General features: G+C 73.5%; 17 protein-coding genes and 1 tRNA gene. 13 read left to right on the top strand and 5 right to left on the bottom strand.

The window, feature by feature from the left end; all coding sequences use genetic code 11:
- The first annotated feature begins 86 nt into the window (after positions 1-86).
- The 4 genes from AB0J21_RS10255 to AB0J21_RS10240 all read left to right on the top strand — a co-directional run bounded on the left by AB0J21_RS10255 (position 87) and on the right by AB0J21_RS10240 (position 4,375).
- Complete coding sequence (locus AB0J21_RS10255; protein WP_363145415.1) at positions 87-1,409, top strand: alkaline phosphatase; 1,323 nt, start codon at positions 87-89, stop codon at positions 1,407-1,409.
- A 219-nt stretch (positions 1,410-1,628) separates the two neighbouring features.
- A complete protein-coding gene (locus AB0J21_RS10250; RefSeq protein ID WP_363145414.1) occupies positions 1,629-2,000 on the top strand; it encodes a hypothetical protein in 372 nt (123 codons plus the stop codon).
- Between the two features lie 112 nt (positions 2,001-2,112).
- On the top strand, positions 2,113-2,436 hold the full coding sequence (locus AB0J21_RS10245) for a hypothetical protein (RefSeq protein WP_363145413.1): 324 nt from the start codon (positions 2,113-2,115) through the stop codon (positions 2,434-2,436).
- A 352-nt stretch (positions 2,437-2,788) separates the two neighbouring features.
- Positions 2,789-4,375 carry a M28 family metallopeptidase gene (locus AB0J21_RS10240; protein WP_363145412.1) on the top strand — a complete coding sequence of 529 codons (1,587 nt, stop codon included), beginning with the start codon at positions 2,789-2,791 and terminating at the stop codon, positions 4,373-4,375.
- Between the two features lie 30 nt (positions 4,376-4,405).
- Here the strand turns inward: AB0J21_RS10240 and AB0J21_RS10235 are convergent, their stop codons facing one another.
- Positions 4,406-5,872 carry a helicase HerA-like domain-containing protein gene (locus AB0J21_RS10235; RefSeq protein WP_363145411.1) on the bottom strand — a complete coding sequence of 489 codons (1,467 nt, stop codon included), beginning with the start codon at positions 5,870-5,872 and terminating at the stop codon, positions 4,406-4,408.
- A gap of 209 nt (positions 5,873-6,081) precedes the next feature.
- On the opposite strand from AB0J21_RS10235, the gene AB0J21_RS10230 reads away from it, so the two are divergent.
- Together AB0J21_RS10230 and AB0J21_RS10225 are read left to right on the top strand one after the other, a co-directional pair.
- The gene (locus tag AB0J21_RS10230; protein WP_003955420.1) at positions 6,082-6,378 is read left to right on the top strand and encodes a type II toxin-antitoxin system VapB family antitoxin; all 297 of its coding nucleotides are present in this window, start codon (positions 6,082-6,084) and stop codon (positions 6,376-6,378) included.
- A gap of 221 nt (positions 6,379-6,599) precedes the next feature.
- Entirely contained in the window at positions 6,600-7,226 is a 627-nt protein-coding gene (locus AB0J21_RS10225) for a LytR C-terminal domain-containing protein (RefSeq protein ID WP_363145410.1), read from the top strand.
- 83 nt (positions 7,227-7,309) lie between these two features.
- On the opposite strand, the gene upp is transcribed toward AB0J21_RS10225, so the two are convergent.
- Entirely contained in the window at positions 7,310-7,945 is a 636-nt protein-coding gene (gene upp, locus AB0J21_RS10220) for a uracil phosphoribosyltransferase (protein ID WP_363145409.1), read from the bottom strand.
- A gap of 89 nt (positions 7,946-8,034) precedes the next feature.
- On the opposite strand from upp, the gene AB0J21_RS10215 reads away from it, so the two are divergent.
- The 6 genes from AB0J21_RS10215 (at position 8,035) to AB0J21_RS10190 (ending at position 11,648) form a co-directional block, all read left to right on the top strand.
- Positions 8,035-8,340, top strand: coding sequence for a hypothetical protein (locus AB0J21_RS10215; protein WP_363145408.1), 306 nt, complete (start codon positions 8,035-8,037; stop codon positions 8,338-8,340).
- Between the two features lie 392 nt (positions 8,341-8,732).
- Positions 8,733-9,305: a hypothetical protein gene (locus tag AB0J21_RS10210; protein ID WP_363145738.1), complete on the top strand. Its 573-nt coding sequence runs from the start codon at positions 8,733-8,735 to the stop codon at positions 9,303-9,305.
- A 154-nt stretch (positions 9,306-9,459) separates the two neighbouring features.
- Positions 9,460-9,888 carry a tRNA adenosine(34) deaminase TadA gene (gene tadA, locus AB0J21_RS10205; protein WP_363145737.1) on the top strand — a complete coding sequence of 143 codons (429 nt, stop codon included), beginning with the start codon at positions 9,460-9,462 and terminating at the stop codon, positions 9,886-9,888.
- A gap of 66 nt (positions 9,889-9,954) precedes the next feature.
- A tRNA-Ser gene (locus tag AB0J21_RS10200) sits at positions 9,955-10,042 on the top strand.
- 189 nt (positions 10,043-10,231) lie between these two features.
- On the top strand, positions 10,232-11,176 hold the full coding sequence (locus AB0J21_RS10195) for a TerC family protein (RefSeq protein WP_363145407.1): 945 nt from the start codon (positions 10,232-10,234) through the stop codon (positions 11,174-11,176).
- A gap of 307 nt (positions 11,177-11,483) precedes the next feature.
- The gene (locus AB0J21_RS10190; protein WP_363145406.1) at positions 11,484-11,648 is read left to right on the top strand and encodes a hypothetical protein; all 165 of its coding nucleotides are present in this window, start codon (positions 11,484-11,486) and stop codon (positions 11,646-11,648) included.
- A gap of 102 nt (positions 11,649-11,750) precedes the next feature.
- Here AB0J21_RS10190 and AB0J21_RS10185 read toward each other — a convergent pair whose 3' ends face one another.
- The 3 genes from AB0J21_RS10185 to AB0J21_RS10175 form a co-directional block, all read right to left on the bottom strand.
- Positions 11,751-12,293 (bottom strand): DUF4142 domain-containing protein, encoded by a 543-nt coding sequence (locus tag AB0J21_RS10185; protein ID WP_363145405.1) that lies wholly within the window; start codon positions 12,291-12,293, stop codon positions 11,751-11,753.
- A 235-nt stretch (positions 12,294-12,528) separates the two neighbouring features.
- Positions 12,529-15,258, bottom strand: a complete 2,730-nt coding sequence (locus AB0J21_RS10180; protein ID WP_363145404.1) for a SpoIIE family protein phosphatase — start codon at positions 15,256-15,258, stop codon at positions 12,529-12,531.
- A 327-nt stretch (positions 15,259-15,585) separates the two neighbouring features.
- Positions 15,586-16,164, bottom strand: coding sequence for a nuclear transport factor 2 family protein (locus AB0J21_RS10175; protein WP_363145403.1), 579 nt, complete (start codon positions 16,162-16,164; stop codon positions 15,586-15,588).
- Positions 16,165-16,569: 405 nt separating this feature from the next.
- On the opposite strand from AB0J21_RS10175, the gene AB0J21_RS10170 reads away from it, so the two are divergent.
- Positions 16,570-16,743 carry a hypothetical protein gene (locus AB0J21_RS10170; RefSeq protein WP_363145402.1) on the top strand — a complete coding sequence of 58 codons (174 nt, stop codon included), beginning with the start codon at positions 16,570-16,572 and terminating at the stop codon, positions 16,741-16,743.
- The last annotated feature ends 303 nt before the right edge of the window (positions 16,744-17,046 follow it).

Raw genomic sequence — 17,046 nt, 5'->3', positions numbered from 1 at the left:
ACCTGGCGTCCCCCTCCCCTCCCTAACGTCCGTGGCGTCCGACCGCGCCCCGTCGGGCCCGGCCACACACCACGGGAGTCAACGACATGCGCAGAGCCACCTGGACCACCACGCTCGGCGTCGCCGCCGCGACCGCCGTCGTCACGATGGTCGTGAGCCCCACCCTCGGCGCCTCCGCCGAGGCCCCGCAGCCGGCGAAGGCGAACGTGAGCGCGAAGGGGAAGGCGAAGCCGGACACCGCGCGCAACGTCATCTTCATCAACGGTGACGGCATGGGCGCCGCCGCACGCGAGGCCGCGCGGCTCAACCTCGCCGGGATCGACGGCGAACTGGCCATGGACAAGCTGCCGGTGGACGGTCAGCTCACGACGAGCCCGCACGACCCGAAGGCCGTCGTCACCGACTCGGCCGCCGCCGCGACCGCCTGGGCGACCGGCGAGAAGACGTACAACGGCGCGATCAGCGTGGACGTCGACGGCAACCCGCTCCCGACGCTCGGCGCGCAGGCGAAGGCCGCCGGCAAGCGCACCGGTCTTGTCACGACCGCGCAGGTCACCGACGCCTCCCCGGCCGCCTTCTTCTCCAACACCCCCGACCGGGGACAGCAGGACGAGATCGCCCGCCAGTACCTCCAGGTCAGCAAGCCCGATGTGATCCTCGGCGGCGGCGAGGACTGGTGGCTGCCCAAGGGCAAGCCCGGCGCCTTCCCCGACCAGCCGAAGGAGGACCCCTCCGAGGCGAGCAAGGGAACCAAGGGCAACCTGATCAAGACGGCCCAGAACAAGGGCTACGCGTACGTGAGCAGCGCCAAGCAGCTCGACAAGGCCAAGGCCAAGGACGGAAAGCTGCTCGGGCTCTTCGCCAACGAGGAGATGTTCCAGCAGAAGCCCGAGGGCGAGGGCGACGTCTACAGCCCCGTCGTGGACCTCGCCACCATGACCTCGAAGGCGCTCGACACCCTCGGCAAGGGCAAGGACGGCAAGAAGAACAAGGACGGCTTCTTCCTCATGGTCGAGGAGGAGGGCGTCGACGAGTTCGCGCACGCCAACAACGCGGGCAAGGTCATCGAGTCCGTACGGCAGTTGGAGAAGGCCGTCGCCGTGGCCCGCCAGTACGTCGCGGCCCACCCCGACACCCTCCTCGTCGTCACCGCCGACCACGAGACCGGCGGCCTCTCCGTCGAGGAGAAGGACGACACCGACGAGTCCGGCGACGGCGTCTCCGCCGAGGACGGCCCCTTCGCCGTACGCGGCAGCGACAAGCAGTTCTACGTCGACTGGACCACCGGCCAGCACAGCTCGGTCGCCGTCCCCGTCACCGCCACCGGCCCCTCCTCGGACCGCTTCAACGGCAAGCACCCCAACACGTACGTCCACGAGGTCCTCAGCTCGATCCTCACGCGCCGCTGACCCGCCCCGGCACGTAGCCAGGGCCTTCGGCACGTAGCAGGACCTTCGGCACGTAGGCAGGAGGCGACACCCACGGCCCCGTGCGCACGGGAGCGCCCTCACCGGCCCCCGCGCGCACGGGGCCGTCCCCTGTCCGTCCAGCAGCCCCCCGTCCCCCGTACGGGCGTATACCCGTCCGTACAGGACGAAGGGGGGCGGTGGCCGGGCATAGCAGTCCTCATGAGTGGCCGTCATGTACCCCGTCACCTGCTGAGGCCGGTGTGCGCGCTGCTCGTCGTGCTGTTCCTCGTCACGGCCGGGGTGCCCGGGGCCTTCGCGTCCGGTGGGGGCGCCGGTGTGCCGGAGCGGGTCTCCGGGGAGCCCGTGCCCGGGGACGGCGGGACCGGGGAGCACGAACCCGGCCGGGCCGACCGGGCGGACTCGCGGGTCCTCGCCCTGCGGACAGTGGGGCGCACCGTGGTGCGACGGGGCGTCAGCCGTGCCCCGGTGGGGGCCGTGGCGGCTCCCGGGCGCGGCGGTCTGCGGTTCTCCGCGCCGCCACCCCGGGTCCCCGGGATCATCTCCCCTCGTTGCGCGGTGCTCCGCTGCTGAGCGCCCGAGGCGTTCCTCTCCGCGCCTCGCCGCCCCTCCTGGCGGACGGCGCCCTCCTTCACGCAGCGGCGCGATACGCGCCCGCACCACACGGACCAGGGGAGACCTCGTCATGCCCTTCGACACCTACGCCGTCCTGCACGCCCTCCTGCGCGCCGAGGCCAGCCGCGCCCGGCGCCGGAACGAGCCCTCGGAACCCGGAACCACGGAACCCGGGAAGTCCGGGAAGTCCAGGGAGTCCGGGAAGCCCGGGAAGTCCGGGGAACCCGTGGAGCCGGCCGCACCCGGCCGCGCGCCCGGCGAACCCCGCGAGCCCGAGGCGGTGAACGGCGGAGAACCGGCGGAAACCAGCCAGACGCGCGCTCTGCGCGCCCGCCGTCCCACCATCCCGTCCGCCGCCCCCGAACAGCGGCCCCGCCAGGGGCATCTGGGCTGACCCGGGGCCCGCGCCCGCGCACCCGCCCGGGGGAGAAGCGGGAAGGCCGAGGTCACACGGGGTAGAAGGCCTGGGGCGGGGGACCGACCCCGCCCCGGCCGGCCGGAGGGCCGGACCCGGACACGACAGGACGCTGTTGGTCACGACCGGGACGGCCCTCTTCCCGTACCGCCCCACCCCCGCTACGGTCCTGCGCACCCCGACCCCGGGACGCACAGGCGACGTACAGAAAGCGCATGGGCATCCACAGATCCCCGTGCGGCGTACGCCCCGTCCCCTACCTCGCTCGGCCCCGTTCCCCATCTCGCTCGGCCCGTCCCCGTTCGCATCGGCACCCCGGAAAGGCCCCCCTGTGAACGTCACCCCCCGAAGAACCGGCGCGCTGATCGCCGCCGCCGCCCTCGCCCTGCCCCTCCTGCTGGCCGGCGCCCCCGCCGCCACCGCCGACCGGGGGCACCGCCCCGGCCAGGGGCACCGGCACGACCGGCCCGCCGACGACGCGCGGAAGCTGGCCGCGAAGCTGGTCGCGAAGTCCTCGGCCCACGACGCCTACCGCCACCTGCGCGCCCTCCAGACGATCGCCGACCGCCACGACGGCCACCGCGCCGCCGGCTCCCCCGGGCACGAGGCCTCGGCCGAGTACGTCGGGACGCTGCTGAAGAGCGCCGGGTACCAGGTCAGCTACCAGACCTTCGACTTCGTCTACACCGAGACGCTCGCGCAGAAGCTCACCGTGCTCTCGCCCGGCCCGCGCGAACTGGACCTGCGCGCGATGTCCTACACCAGGTCCACACCCGAGGGCGGGATCGAGGCGGCCCTCGCCACCGTGCCCGTCGACGCCGACGCCACGAGCGGCTGCGAGGCCGCCGACTACGGGACCTCCGGCGCGTACACCGGGAAGATCGCGGTGATCCGGCGCGGCGGCTGCTCCTTCGCGGTCAAGCAGGCCCTGGCCGCCGACGCGGGCGCGGTCGGCGCCGTGATCTACAACAACGAGGACGGCGAACTCTCCGGCACCCTCGGTTCCGCCGACGCGGCGCGCATCCCGACCGGCGGTCTCACCCGCGCCGAGGGGGATGCGCTGGCCGCCGAGGCGGCGAAGGGGACGGTCACCGTCCGCTTCGACGTCCGCGAACTCCAGGAGCCCCGCAAGACCCGCAACGTCCTCGCCGAGACGCGGGGCGGCTCCGCCGCGCGCACCGTCATGCTCGGCGCGCACCTCGACTCGGTCACCGAGGGCCCCGGCATCAACGACAACGGCTCCGGCTCGGCCGGACTCCTCGAAGTGGCCCTCGACCTGGCCCACACCCCCGGGCAGCCGCGCAACAAGGTCCGCTTCGCGTGGTGGTCCGCCGAGGAGAACGGACTGCTCGGCTCCGAGGCGTACGTCGCCGCGCTCAGCCCCGCCCGGCGCGAGGCGGTCGCGCTGTACCTGAACTTCGACATGATCGCCTCGCCCAACCCCGTCCAGCTCGTGTACGACGGTGACGACTCCGACGCCGAGGGCGAGGGTCCCGGCCCCGAGGGCTCCGCGCAGCTCGAACGCGACATCAACCGCTACCTCGACGGCCGCCGTTCCCCGCACGAGGGCACCGACTTCGACGGGCGCTCCGACTACGGCCCGTTCATCGAGGCGGGCATCCCGGCCGGCGGCACCTTCACCGGCGCCGAGGGCGTCAAGACCGAGGCCCAGGCGAAGAAGTACGGCGGCACGGCGGGACTCGCCCACGACCCCTGCTACCACGCGGCCTGCGACACCCTGAAGAACCTGGACATGAAGGTCTTCGACCTCAACATCGACGTCATCGCCAACGCCGTCGGCACCTACGCGCACGACCTGAGTTCCCTGAAACCGGCGAAGGGCGCCACCGCGAGGGCCGAGCACGCCACCAGGACCGGGGCCACGAGCACGGCCCCCGACCAGCCCCGCAAGAGGTGACCGGGGCGGCGTCCAGCACCTGAAGTCCCCTCAGCGGCGGCGCCCCGTCGTCGTCGCCGTCCCGAACAGCGACCGCGTGATCTTCGCCCCCGGCCCGGTCCCGGTCCCGTCCCCGCGTGGCCGGGCCGGGGCGGGGCGCGGCCCGGAGCGCTCCGCGTGTTGCGTGAGCGCGTCCGGGGCGAGCGGCCCCATGTACGAGCCGGGGGCCCGCAGCCGTACGGCCGCCGGCGGGGTCGGCGCGCCGCGTTCGCCGAGCACCGTGACGACCGCCTCGCCGGTACCGAGGCCGGCGAGCACTTCCCCGAGGTCGTACGCCGATTCCGGGAAGCCCCGCACCGTCGCGCGCAGCGCCTCCTGGTCCTCGGGGGAGAAGGCGCGCGGCGCGTGCTGCACCCGGTTGCCCAGGTGCTCCAGCACGTCGGCGGGCACGTCCTGCGCGGTGCGCGTCACGAAGAAGATCCCCACGCCCTTGGAGCGGACGAGCCGCATCGTCCGCGTGACCGCCTCCAGGAAGGCCGGCGAGGCCCCGGTGAACAGCGGCTCCGCGTCGTCCACGAGCAGGACCAGCCTGGGGCCGCCCACGTCACCGATCACCGGCAGCGCGTCGCACAGGCGGGCGAGCAGCCACATCAGGAAGGCCGTCCACAGGTGTGGACGGTCCCGTACGGAGTCGAGTCGCAGGACGGAGACGAGGCCCTGGCCGTCCGCCGTGCACCGCAGGAAGTCCGCCGCCCCGCACACGGGTTCGCCGAAGAGGTCGTCCGCCGCCGCCCGCTCCTCGAAGGCCGACACGGCGCGCAGGATCGTCCCGGCCGCCACCGGCGAGACACCCCCGGGCCGTCCGGGGCCCGCCGGGGTCCCGGCGGCGGTGAGGACCGCGCGCAGGTCGTCGAGGCAGACAAGTTCGAGGCCCTGCGCGTCCGTGTACCGGAAGACGCGGGCCAGCGCCTCCTCCCCCACCGCGTCGAGCCCCAGCACCCGCGCCAGCAGCAGCGGCCCCAGGCCCGTCACCGGCGCCCGGACGGGCCTCCCCGTTCCGGCCCCGCCCAGCCGGTGGAACGCGGTCGGCCGTCCCGCACCGGTCCACCGCTGGCCGACCTCCGTGGCCCGGCCCGTCACCCCCGTACCGGCCTCGCCGGGCTCCGCGATCCCCGACAGGCCGCCCCGTACGTCGGCGAGCAGGACCGGGACGCCCTGCGCCGAGAGCTGCTCCGCCAGAAGCTGCAAGGTCCGCGTCCGCCCGGTGCCGGTGGCGCCCGCGACCAGGCCGTGCCGGGTGAGCGAGGACAGCGGCAGCAGGACCTGCGCGTCCGGCAGACAGCGCCCCTCCCACATCAGCGCCCCGAGGTCCAGCGCGGGCCCCGCGAAGGCGTGGCCCGCCGCGATCTCGAAGGCCGGCTGCGGCAGCGCTCCGGCGGCCGTCTCCGGGCCGGACACCGGATCGGGTACGGCGGTGAGGTGGCGGGCACCGGGCCCGGAAGCGGGTCGGTCGTTCATGGGACACCTGCGTTCCGGTCGGGAAGAGGGCCAGAGGTCACAAAGGCCGGGAGGGGAGAGGAGGGACGGGAGGGAGCGGAGGAACAGGAGGGGAGAGGAGGGCGCAGAAGGCGACAGGGCCGAAGTACCCCGATTTGCCATGCCTTTTCCAGGCTCGCACTCCCCCGGCATGGCTGCGCCCGGAGAGCGCGGCCCGGTAGGCTTTCCGTGTGATCTTCAAGCGCATCGGAAACGGCCGGCCGTACCCCGACCACGGCCGGGAAAGCACCCGGCAGTGGGCGGACGTCGCTCCGCGCCCGGTCCGCCTCGATCAGCTCGTCACCACCAAGGGGCAGCTCGATCTGGAGACCCTGCTCGCCGAGGACTCGACGTTCTACGGCGACCTGTTCGCGCACGTCGTGAAGTGGCAGGGCGACCTCTACCTGGAGGACGGGCTGCACCGCGCGGTCCGGGCCGCGCTCCAGCAGCGCCAGGTGCTGCACGCGCGGGTACTCGAACTGGGCTGAGCGCCTACCGGGGGGCTTCCGCGCCTACGGGGGGCTTCCGCGCCTGCCGGGGGCCTACTCACCCACCGGGGGCCTACTCACCCACCGGGGGCCTGCGCGCCCCCAGCCATACGGCCGTCCGTGAACGTTTTTGATCCGTTCGGGTAGCTCTGCGACCACACTGCGCCCAAGTGGTTGATCATTAAGTAGGCACGGCTCTGCGACCGCACTACGCTGCGCTTATGAGCATGCTCACTCCCCCCGGCATGGGCGGTAAGTACCGCATCACGGGGGACAAGTTCCCCCACATGCGCCGACGGCCCCGCGGGCGCGGCCGGATCGCTCTCGTACTCGTCGCGAGCGTCGCCGCCCTCGGCCTGCTCGGCTGGGGGACCTTCCAGCTCATCGACGTCTTCTCGGGCGGCGGCACCGCCGACGCGGCCTCGGGCGCGAAGCACTGCCCCCGGCCCTCGGCGCGGCCCGCGCAGGTCAAGAAGGTGCCGGCCCCCGACCAGATCAAGGTCAACGTCCTGAACGCGACCCCGCGCGAAGGACTCGCGAAGAAGACCGCCGACGAGCTGAAGAAGCGCGGCTTCACGATCGGCGAGGTCGGCAACGCGCCGAAGACCTACGACAAGAAGGTCAGGACCGCCGGTCTCCTGCTCGGCGCGCCCACCGCGAGCGGCGGCGCCTTCGACGTCCTCGGCACCCAGCTGACCGGGGCGCGGACGAGGACGGACACCCGCAAGGGCGGAGACGTCGACCTGATCATCGGCGACGGCTTCAAGCAGCTCACCACGCCCGCGGTGGCCTCGAAGGCCCTCACGACCCTGCGCAACCCGGCCCCGGCGCCCGCGCCCACGTGCTGAGGCGGCCGGCGGCCGGGCGCGAGACCGCTCCCGGCCTCCGCCGCTGACGACGCGTCGCCCACCCCGGCGCTGACGGCGAGTGGCTACTCGGCCGCCCCGTACATGCGGTCCCCCGCGTCACCGAGGCCCGGCACGATGTAGCCGCTCTCGTTGAGCCGCTCGTCGACGGAGGCCGTCACGACGGTCACCGGCGTACCGGCCAGCTCGCGTTCCATGATCTCGACGCCCTCGGGCGCGGCCAGCAGGACGACGGCGGTGACGTCGTCGGCGCCGCGTGCGATCAGCTCCCTGATCGCGGCGACGAGGGTGCCGCCGGTCGCGAGCATCGGGTCGAGGACGTAGACCTGCCGGCCGGACAGGTCCTCGGGCATCCGCGTCGCGTACGTCGACGCCTCAAGCGTCTCCTCGTTGCGGACCATGCCGAGGAAACCGACCTCGGCGGTGGGCAGCAGCCGCACCATGCCGTCGAGCATCCCGAGCCCGGCGCGCAGGATCGGCACGACGAGCGGACGCGGGTACGAGAGCTTGACACCCGTCGTGGTCGCGACGGGGGTCTCGATGTCGACCTGGTCGGTGCGCACGTCCCGCGTGGCCTCGTAGGCGAGCAGGGTGACCAGCTCGTCGGCGAGGCGCCGGAAGGTGGCCGAATCGGTGCGCTTGTCGCGCAGCGTAGTGAGCTTGTGCGCCACCAGGGGGTGGTCGACGACGTGAATCCGCATGTTCTCCACAGTAACCGGCGGCCGGACACGCGCTCACCGGCATCAAACCCGCCGTACGAGGGAACGGAACCGGAACAGGGGCGCGGCCGGTGGCCACGGAAGGCGCCGGGCCCGCCGGGGAGACGCCGGGAACGCACCAGTCCGGCCAGGGACGAGGCGGTGGTGACGTGCCGGACGAACCGGGGGCGCGGCGGCGGGAACCCGGGCCGCACGAAGCGGACGGGCCCCGCGACCAGGACCAGGACGCGGACCAGGAGGCGGCGCGCAGGAGGCGCCGGGCCCAGTTCCTGCGCGAGCTGAACGAGGCGAAGGAACTCCGCGACCGCGTCCAGCCGCGCCGCGCGCGAGCGGCGAGAATGCGCCAGCAGATGAGGATGCGCACGTTCCGCTGGTGAGGCCCCGGCGTACACCGGGACGCGCCCGCAGCCACCAGGACGCGCCCGCAGCGTGACGCCCCGGCCGCCCGTGCCGGCTTCGGTGCCGCCGCCCCGGGGGCGACTCCCCGGGCGAGGGCCGGGACGGCCCCCGGCAGATGTCCCGTCGCGGGACATACCGCTCCACAACCACCCCAATGCCGCCCTCGTCGGCGCGGCCCCTACCGCGATCCCGGGGACACGGCGCAGACTCTTGCCGGACGGGACACGGACACAGGAGTCGGAACCCTTCACCTGACGCCCGCGTTTCTGCCACGATTCCGATGGGACGGGGACCTTCGCACCGCATCCCCGCCCCGACCTCCGCCGGGGAACACCTCACCGGCACGCCTCATACCAGTGGGAGAGTCACGGTGTACTTCGCCGCACTGCTCGCGCGCACCGAAGACGGGTGGGAAGCGAGCGACACGGAGCTCGACGATGTCGAGGCCCTGTCGGACCTCACCGACCTGGCCAGGGAGTTCGCGGACCGTACCGGGGCCGACGACGAGACCGTCCTCGTCTACATCGAGCAGGAGGAGGGTGCCTGGTTCGGCCTCGTGCGCGTGGACGGGGAGGACGATCCGCGTATCTACGTGTCCGACGCGGCGGCGGCCTCCCGCAGCTCGTACGGGGAGATCCTGCTCACCGACGAACTGCTCGGCCGCGACCCGGGCGCCGCCGACCTCGCCGCCGACCTGGACGCCCTCGACCTCGACGGCACGGAGGACGGGGAGCCGGAGGCGGCCGAGGACCCGGAAACCGCGGCCGCCTACGTCCCGCCCGCCTCCGACGACACCGTGCCGCCGGGCCCCCTCGGCGACCCGGGCATCCTGTCCGACCTGGGCATGTCCCGGGCGGATCTCCTGACCGTCGACGAGAACGACCCCCTGACCGCGATCGGCGACGCCCTGGGCGTGTCCGACGTGGCGGAGGCCGTGCGCTGAACCCCCGCCCGGACCGTCGGGGGCGGAACGGCACCGCCGCCTGTGCGAGCGTGGAGGGGTGACCACTCCCGCCCGCACCCCCGCCCCCGACCCGGGCCCTCACTCCACGCACACCCCGCCCCCCGACCCCGTACGCGATCCGTGGCGCGCGCCGATGCGGGCCGCGCTCGCGGAGGCGGACGCGGCGGCCGGGGCGGGCGAGATCCCGGTCGGCGCGCTCGTCCTGTCCCCCGACGGCACGGTCCTGGGCCGGGGCCACAACGAGCGCGAGGCCACCGGCGACCCGACGGCCCACGCCGAGGTCCTCGCGCTGCGCCGCGCGGCGGCCGCCGTCGGCGAGTGGCGGCTGACCGGCTGCACCCTCGTGGTGACCCTGGAGCCGTGCACGATGTGCGCGGGCGCCGCCGTGCAGTCCCGCGTCGACCGCGTCGTCTACGGCGCCCGCGACGCGAAGGCCGGGGCGGCCGGCTCCCTGTGGGACGTCGTGCGCGACCGCCGCCTCAACCACCGCCCCGAGGTCGTCGAGGGCGTCCTCGCCGAGGAGTGCGCCGCCCCCCTCACCGCCTTCTTCCGCACCGGCTGACCGCCCCCGGCGATCCCCCCAGAACCGATTTCGGCTCCGGCCCGCCCATGGGCTAGGATCTCTCTCGGTAGCGTGTCCGAGCGGCCGAAGGAGCTCGCCTCGAAAGCGAGTGTGGCGTAACCCGTCACCGTGGGTTCAAATCCCACCGCTACCGCAGGTGGACGAAGGGCCCGGTTCTTGAAGAACCGGGCCCTTCGTGCGTCCCCGTCTCAGTTTCCGTCGCAGTGGTGCGGTGGCGGAGGAGGGGCGCGGTGGGGCTACTGATCGCGTTTTACCGAAGGGGAACACGGAGCGTCCGTCATATCCTCATTCGTGTCGGTTTCCGGCAGGGAAGGTGTGACCTGTGGAGGCTCCCGCCTGGGCCTGGATCGCTCTCATCGCCTTCGTGGTGGTCGTGCTTCTGCTCGATCTCTTCGTGATCCACCGGCACGCCCAGGTCATCTCCATCAAGGAGGCCGCCGGCTGGAGTGTGCTCTGGGTCTGCATGGGGCTCACCTTCTGTTTCCTGCTGTTCCTGTGGCAGGGGGCGGAGCCCGCCGAGGAGTATCTGGCCGGCTATCTCATCGAGAAGAGCCTGTCGGTCGACAACATCTTCGTCTTCGCCCTGATCTTCAACTACTTCGGGATTCCCGACCGTTACCAGCACCGCGTGCTGATGTGGGGCATCATCGGCGCGCTGGCCATGCGCGCGGTGTTCATCGTCGTCGGGGTGTCGCTTCTGGACGCCTTCCACGTGACCGTCTACGTGTTCGGCGCGCTCCTGCTGTTCACCGCCTACAAGGTCCTCCGGCACGGCGGCGCCCAGGTCCGTCCCGACCGCAACATCGTCCTGCGGGCCCTTCGCCGGATCGCTCCGGTGACCGAAGAACCGCACGGACAACGGCTGATCGTCCGCCGGGACGGGGGGTGGGAGCTCACCCCTCTCCTGGCTGCTCTCGTGGTCATCGAGACGACCGACGTCGTGTTCGCGGTCGACAGCATCCCGGCCATCTTCGCCGTCACACAGAACACCTTCATCGTCTTCGCCGCCAACGCCTTCTCCCTCCTCGGCATGCGGGCGGCGTACTTCCTCATCAGCGGCGCCGCCCGCCGTTTCCGTCACCTCCAGACGGGCCTGGGCGTGATTCTGTGCGGCGTCGGAGTCAAACTCCTGCTCACCGACGTCTACAAGGTTCCGGTGTGGGCGTCGCTCGCTTTCATCTTCCTCGTCCTCGCCGTCTCTTTCCTCCTGTCGCTGCGCGCGGGCCCGCCGGCGAGCACGGACGGCGAGCGGCACCGGTCCCGTTGAGCGCCACCGGTCACGTTGAGCGGCACCGGTCCCGTTGAGCGCCACCGGTCACGTGGAGCCGAACCGGCCTCGTTGAGCGCCACCGGGGTCCGCACCCGGGTCGCCCGTCGGCCCGAAGAAAACTTCCGCGCCGGTCCCGGATCGGCGTAGCGGTCGCGTACCGCTCCCGCCTGCGGGGACCGGGCGTCCCGGTGGTGCCGCTCGGGCCGGGGGAGGCCATCGCCCGTGCGCGACAAGCGAGTTCGGCGCCCCGAGGACCAATCCGGAGGGGGCCGGCCCGCTCGGTCTGGACGAGAACCGCGTACTGGTGACGCCCCGGGACCCGGACCGGGCCGGCTGGTACGAACGCGGCGCGGCGCCGGAGGCGCGGGGGCCCGCCGTCATCGCCCTGATCACCTGCGGCGGCGAGTACAGCCAGGAGGGCCATCACTACAGCGACAACGTCGTCGTCTACGCGAGCCTCGACGCGTAGGGCGGCCGGGACCCGTAGGGCGGCCGCGACGCGTGCGGCGTCATCCGGAACCGCCCCCGGCCCGGGGGAACAGGACGGAGGCGGACCGGCGGCACGGCGAGGTCACATCGGCCGGCAGGTGCCGCCCTCGACCATCTTGAGGTGCGCCGCGACGACCGGGCGGGCCTTGCGCGCCGCCGCCAGGACCTCGGCGTCGCTGCCCGCCCTCAGTTCCTTGTCGGTCGCGGCGAGCGTCTTGCGGTGGCCGGCCTCCTCGGTCTTCAGCCACGCGGTGTCGTACGCCGGGGTGCCGGCCTTGCGCTGGAGCGCGGCCAGGTCCTGCTTCTGCGTGGCGTTCGGGCCGGTGGGCAGGGTCACGCCGAGCTTGCTCGCGAGGGCCTTGAGGTCCGTGTCGAGCTTGCCGTGGTCGCGGACGAGCACCGCGCCGACCTTCTTCACGCAGTCGGTCGTCGCGTGCTGCTGGGCGTCCTTGCCCGCCGCGATCTCCGCGAGGTTGCTCTGGTGGGCGGCCCTCATCCAGGCCGTGTCCTGGGTGCTGACCTGCTGTGCCGCCGGAGCCTGCGGGGCGGCCAGGGCCTGGGGGGCGGCCAGAGCGGTCAACGCCGCGGCGAACGCGGCCGTCGGTACCAAACGCGCACGTATCACGTCGTACTCCCTTCACCCCCGGTCCGGACCGGGGCGGCCGACCAGGAGGAAAACGGAAAGCGGGGGCTGTACAGCACCCGCCTCACACCCATCCCACCCGGCACGCCGGTCATCACACGAACGGCGGCACGTTCACCCGGCCGGCCCCGGACACGGCCGTACCGGAAGACACCACGGCGCGGCCGCGTTACTCTGCGCCGCCCCCGGGGGCCGGCCGGACCGGCGGGGGCCGGCCTCAGAGTTCCTCGTCGCCCCACTGGTCGAGGAGGGTCTCCTCGTCCTGCGTCCCGGGGTCGGACGGGGGACCGGACAGGGACTGCTCCGTCCAGATGATCTTCCCGCGGGTCAGGTACCTGGTGCCCCAGCGGTCGGCGAACTGGGCGACCAGGAACAGGCCGCGGCCGCCCTCGTCGCTCATCCCGGCCCGGCGCAGGTGCGGCGCCGTACTGCTGGCGTCGGTGACCTCGCAGACGAGGCCGGTGTCGTCGTGGATCACGCGGAGGCCGATGGGCGGGTTGCCGTAGCGGATGGCGTTGGTGACCAGCTCGCTGATGATCAGCCCCGTCGTGTAGGCGAGGTGGTCCAGATCCCAGTCCGTCAGCCGCCGCAGCACCTCGGCGCGGATACGGGAGACGGCCGCGGGGTCTGCCGGGACGTCCCATTCCGCCACGCGGTCCCGGTCCATGAGCCGGGTACGGGTGACGAGCAGCGTGACGTCGTCGCTGGGCCGCGGGCCCAGCACCCGCTCCAGTACCGCCCGGCTGGTGTCCTCGGCGCCGCGTCCCGGCACCGCGAGCGTGTCCAGCAGGGCGTCGAGGCCGCTGCCGATGTCGCGGTCGCGGTCCTGGACCAGGCCGTCGGTGAACAGGACGAGCAGACTGCCCGCGGGCAGGTGCAGCTCGGTGCTCTCGAACGGCAGGTTGCCGCCCAGGCCCAGCGGCGGCGAGCCCGGGACCTCCGGGAAGGCGGCCGAGCCCTCCGGGGTCACCACGGCGGGGCCCGGGTGCCCCGCCCGGGCGACGGTGCACGCCCCGGTGATCCGGTCGTAGACGGCGTACAGGCAGGTGGCACCGGTGACGTCGACGCTCTCGGCCCCGCCGCCCTCGTCGGCGTCCATGCGCGTGACGAGTTCGTCGAGGTGGGCCAGGAGTTCGTCGGGCGGGAGGTCGAGGGCGGAGAAGTTGTGCACGGCGGTACGCAGCCTGCCCATGGTCGCCGAGGCGTGCACCCCGTGGCCCACCACGTCGCCCACGACCAGGGCGAAGCGGGCCCCGGACAGCGGGATGACGTCGAACCAGTCGCCGCCCACGCCCGCCTCGGCCGGCAGGTACCGGTACGCCACCTCCAGCCCGGTCTGCTCCGGCAGGGCACGCGGCAGCAGGCTCCGCTGGAGGGCGACCGCCATGGAGTGCTCCCGGGTGAAGCGGCGCGCGTTGTCGACGGCCACGGCCGCGCGGGCGGCGAGTTCCTCCGCGAAGGACAGGTCGGCGGCGTCGAAGGACTGCTGCTCGGAGCGCCAGAAGTCGGCCACCCCGAGCACGACGCCGCGGGCCCGCAGCGGCACCGAGATCAGGGAGTGGATGCCGAAGTCCAGGACCTGTCGCGCCCTCCGAGGTGCCTGGGCGCGCCAGTCCTCGGACACGGACAGATCCGCCTCCAGCTGGGCGCGCCCGGTGGCGGCGCTGTCGGCCACCGGGCCACCCGGCCCGAACCCGATGAACTCCCCGACCGCGTGGAGGGGATGGTCCTCGCGAATGCCCGAGGCCACGACCCGGCGCATGTCGGTGCCCGCGGACGCCGGTTCGTCGCCCCGCAGGACGGGTTCGCGCAGTTCGACGGTGACGAAGTCGGCGAACCGCGGGACGGCCACCTCGGCCAGCTCCTCGGCGGTGCGCACCACGTCGAGGGTGGTGCCGATCCGCACACCGGCGTCGTAGAGCAGTTGCAGCCTGCCGTGGGCCCGGTCGGCCCGGGTCGTCAGATCGCGCAGTTCGGTGGTGTCGCGCAGGGTGGCCACGCTGCCCGCCCGGCCCCCCGATCCGCTGACGGGCCGCTGGTTGACCGACACGAGACGGTCCCCGACCCACTCCACGTCGTCGTTCGCCGTCCGCCCCGAGGCGAGCAGTCCGGCGATGCCCGGCGCCATGCCGAGTTCGGAGAGGTGCCGGTCCGTGACGCCCTCGGCCGGCAGGTCGAGCAGCCGCCGCGCCTCGTCGTTGACCAGCAGCAGCCGGCCGTCCGCGTCGACGATGAGGACGCCCTCCCGGACGGCGTGCAGGACCGCGTCGTGGTGCTCGTACATGCGGGTCATCCCGGCAGGGCCCAGACCGTGCGTCTGCGCCCGCAGCCGACGGCTCACGAGCGCCGACCCGGCCGCGGCGAGGGCGAAGGTCAGGACCACCAGGCCGATCAGCAGCGGCATCTGCCGGGTGGCGAGGGCGTTCACGCTCTGCAGGGTGATGCCCACGGAGACGTAGCCGACGATCCTGCCCCGCCCGTCGAACACCGCGACCGTCGTGTCCACGGCACGCCCGAACAAGGTGCTCTCGAAGGTCTCCTGGAACGGCTTGCCCGAGCGCGCCGGGGCGAAGGAGCCCGAGACGTGGCCCCCGATCAGCGACGGGTCCGGATGGCTCCACCGGATACCGTCCGGGTCGAACGCCACGACATAGGTGACGTGCGCCTTCTCGCGGGTCGCCTCGGCGCGCGGCTGGAGGACGGCGCTGGGGTCGCGGGACGCCATGACGGCCGCGGTCCCCGGAGCGTTCGCGAAGGTCTCGGACACCGCGAGCGACCGGTCATAGGCTTCACGGGTCGCCCGCTTGTGCGCGTCGACCAGGAACGCGGCCGCCGTCAGCACGGCCAGCAGGGCGACCACCAGCAACTGCAGCAGGAACACCTGGCCGGCCAGGCTCCGCGGGCCGGCGGGGAGCGCCTTCGCTGCGCGCCGGAGGGCTCGTCTCACACGCGTGGTCAAGCGCATGGTCAAGTCTTAACCGGTCCCGGGGCGCTCACCCCGGTGCGCCGCAGCGCCGATCGGGCCTTTCCTGCGCGGAGGGGCCGGAGACCCGTACGGGCACGGGCGGCGTCCCTTACGGGCGCTGGTGACGGGCTTCGGTCACGGGCGCTGGTACGCGGAGGACCTCCGGCCGCCGCCCCGCCCCTCAGCCGTGAGGGTTCAGCCCGTGAGGGTGCGGTGCAGGGCGTCCAGACCCTCGCGGTAGATGCCGGTGAACAGCTCGGCCGCCTCGGCCTCGCTCACCACGCGGGCCGAGGTCACGCGGCGGCCCGCTCACGCCGTCCGCGTCGCCCGGCTCGTCCCGTCCTGCGGCCGCAGCCGCTCCGTGGGGCCGCCGAACGGCAGGATCAGGGTGCGTTTCGACAGGAGCCAGACGCCGTCGACCCTGCGGAACGCGTCCTCGTAGTGGCCGACGTTGGCCGGGAGGCGGGGCGGGACGAGGAGGCCCTCGGTCCAGCCGTCGACGCGGTACGTGGCGAAGTAGGTGGTCGCGCTCGCCTCGTCGGGGCCGTGGACGTCGACCAGGATGTTGGTGCACATACGGCGGGACAGGCGGTCCGGCGGCCGGGAGCCGAAGTACGCCCGCAGCGCCTCGCGCCCCTCCACCCGGCGGTCGTCGTGCGCCCACTCCCACACGCCGTCGGGGGTGAACAGCTCGGCGACCGTGCCCGGTTCACCCAGGTCGAGGCGGCGCACCAGCTCCAGGACCAGCCGCTCACAGGCCCGCTCGGCGAGCAGCAGCTCCAGCCCGGAGAGCGCGCCCGGCCCACCCGGCCGTCCGCCGGCCCCTTCGGCTCCCCCGGCCGCTTCCGTCCTGTTCGTTTCCGTCTTCGTCGTTTCCGTCTTCGTCATTTCCACTGCCTACCAGCGCCGCCACGTGCGCGGCGAGCGACTTCAGAGGGGCGGCGACCTTCCGAACCGCTCCCGTGGCGCGCCTCGTTCCACCTCTTGCGCGGGAAGTCCGTTACTCACGAACGCGGTTGGCGGGCCCCGGGGCCCGGCACGAGCGGCAAGCCGAGCGGCAAGCCGGACGGGGACCGGCCCGCTGTCGAGCGCGGTCGCGCCCACCACCCCACCGCCCTCCGGGCGCTCCGGCTTCCGCGCCGACGATCTTGGGCGAAACGGGCCGGGTTAGACTCCCCGCGCGTACCGTACGCACCAGCGCGGTGCCGCACGGCGCGCGGGACGCGCGGGGCGGCGCGTCCGCAGGTCGCGCACGCAGGGGCGCGCACGCAGGGACGCACAGGGGAGGCCGCGGTGCCGCAAGCCAGGAAGATCGCGCTGTTCGCGGTCATAGTCTTCGTGCTCTACGTCATCATCACCGATCCGGCCAAGGCGGCCGACTACGTCCAGATGGGCTTCCAGGGCGTCTCGGACGGGGCCTCGGCGGTCGGCGACTTCATGACCTGGATAGCGAACGGCGGCAAGTAGCCCCGGACCGCACCCGGCCCCGGGCGCGTGACACCGGCCCTCCACCGGGCCGCAACCGCGGGCCCCGGCCCCCCGCGCGCCTCCGGCCGGCCCGGCGTCCCGCGCCACCCGTCCGGCCCCCTGCGGCTCCACGCGAGCCCCCCGCGCTCCCCGACGGCCTCGCGCACCCCGTGACGCCCCTAGGGGCGCCCCGCCCGCCCCGCCTCCCCGCCTCCCCGCAGCGGCGTCCTGCGGCCTCAACACGGCGTTATGCGGTGCTTGCGCACAGTGCGCATGTCTTGTGATGCTATGACCGCTTTTGAC

Origin of the sequence: Streptomyces sp. NPDC049954 (assembly GCF_040656295.1) — a bacterium.
In the GTDB taxonomy this organism is placed as follows: Bacteria; Actinomycetota; Actinomycetes; order Streptomycetales; family Streptomycetaceae; genus Streptomyces.
The sequence above is the reverse complement of the archived record's forward strand: the minus strand, read 5'-3'. Positions and strand labels throughout refer to the sequence as shown.

Coding starts and splice junctions, on each gene's coding strand:
- AB0J21_RS10255 (WP_363145415.1), top strand. CDS start 87: ATGCGCAGAGCCACCTGGACCACCACGCTCGGCGTCGCCGCCGCGACC.
- AB0J21_RS10250 (WP_363145414.1), top strand. CDS start 1,629: ATGAGTGGCCGTCATGTACCCCGTCACCTGCTGAGGCCGGTGTGCGCG.
- AB0J21_RS10245 (WP_363145413.1), top strand. CDS start 2,113: ATGCCCTTCGACACCTACGCCGTCCTGCACGCCCTCCTGCGCGCCGAG.
- AB0J21_RS10235 (WP_363145411.1), bottom strand. CDS start 5,872: ATGAACGACCGACCCGCTTCCGGGCCCGGTGCCCGCCACCTCACCGCC.
- AB0J21_RS10225 (WP_363145410.1), top strand. CDS start 6,600: ATGAGCATGCTCACTCCCCCCGGCATGGGCGGTAAGTACCGCATCACG.
- upp (WP_363145409.1), bottom strand. CDS start 7,945: ATGCGGATTCACGTCGTCGACCACCCCCTGGTGGCGCACAAGCTCACT.
- tadA (WP_363145737.1), top strand. CDS start 9,460: ATGCGGGCCGCGCTCGCGGAGGCGGACGCGGCGGCCGGGGCGGGCGAG.
- AB0J21_RS10175 (WP_363145403.1), bottom strand. CDS start 16,164: ATGACGAAGACGGAAACGACGAAGACGGAAACGAACAGGACGGAAGCG.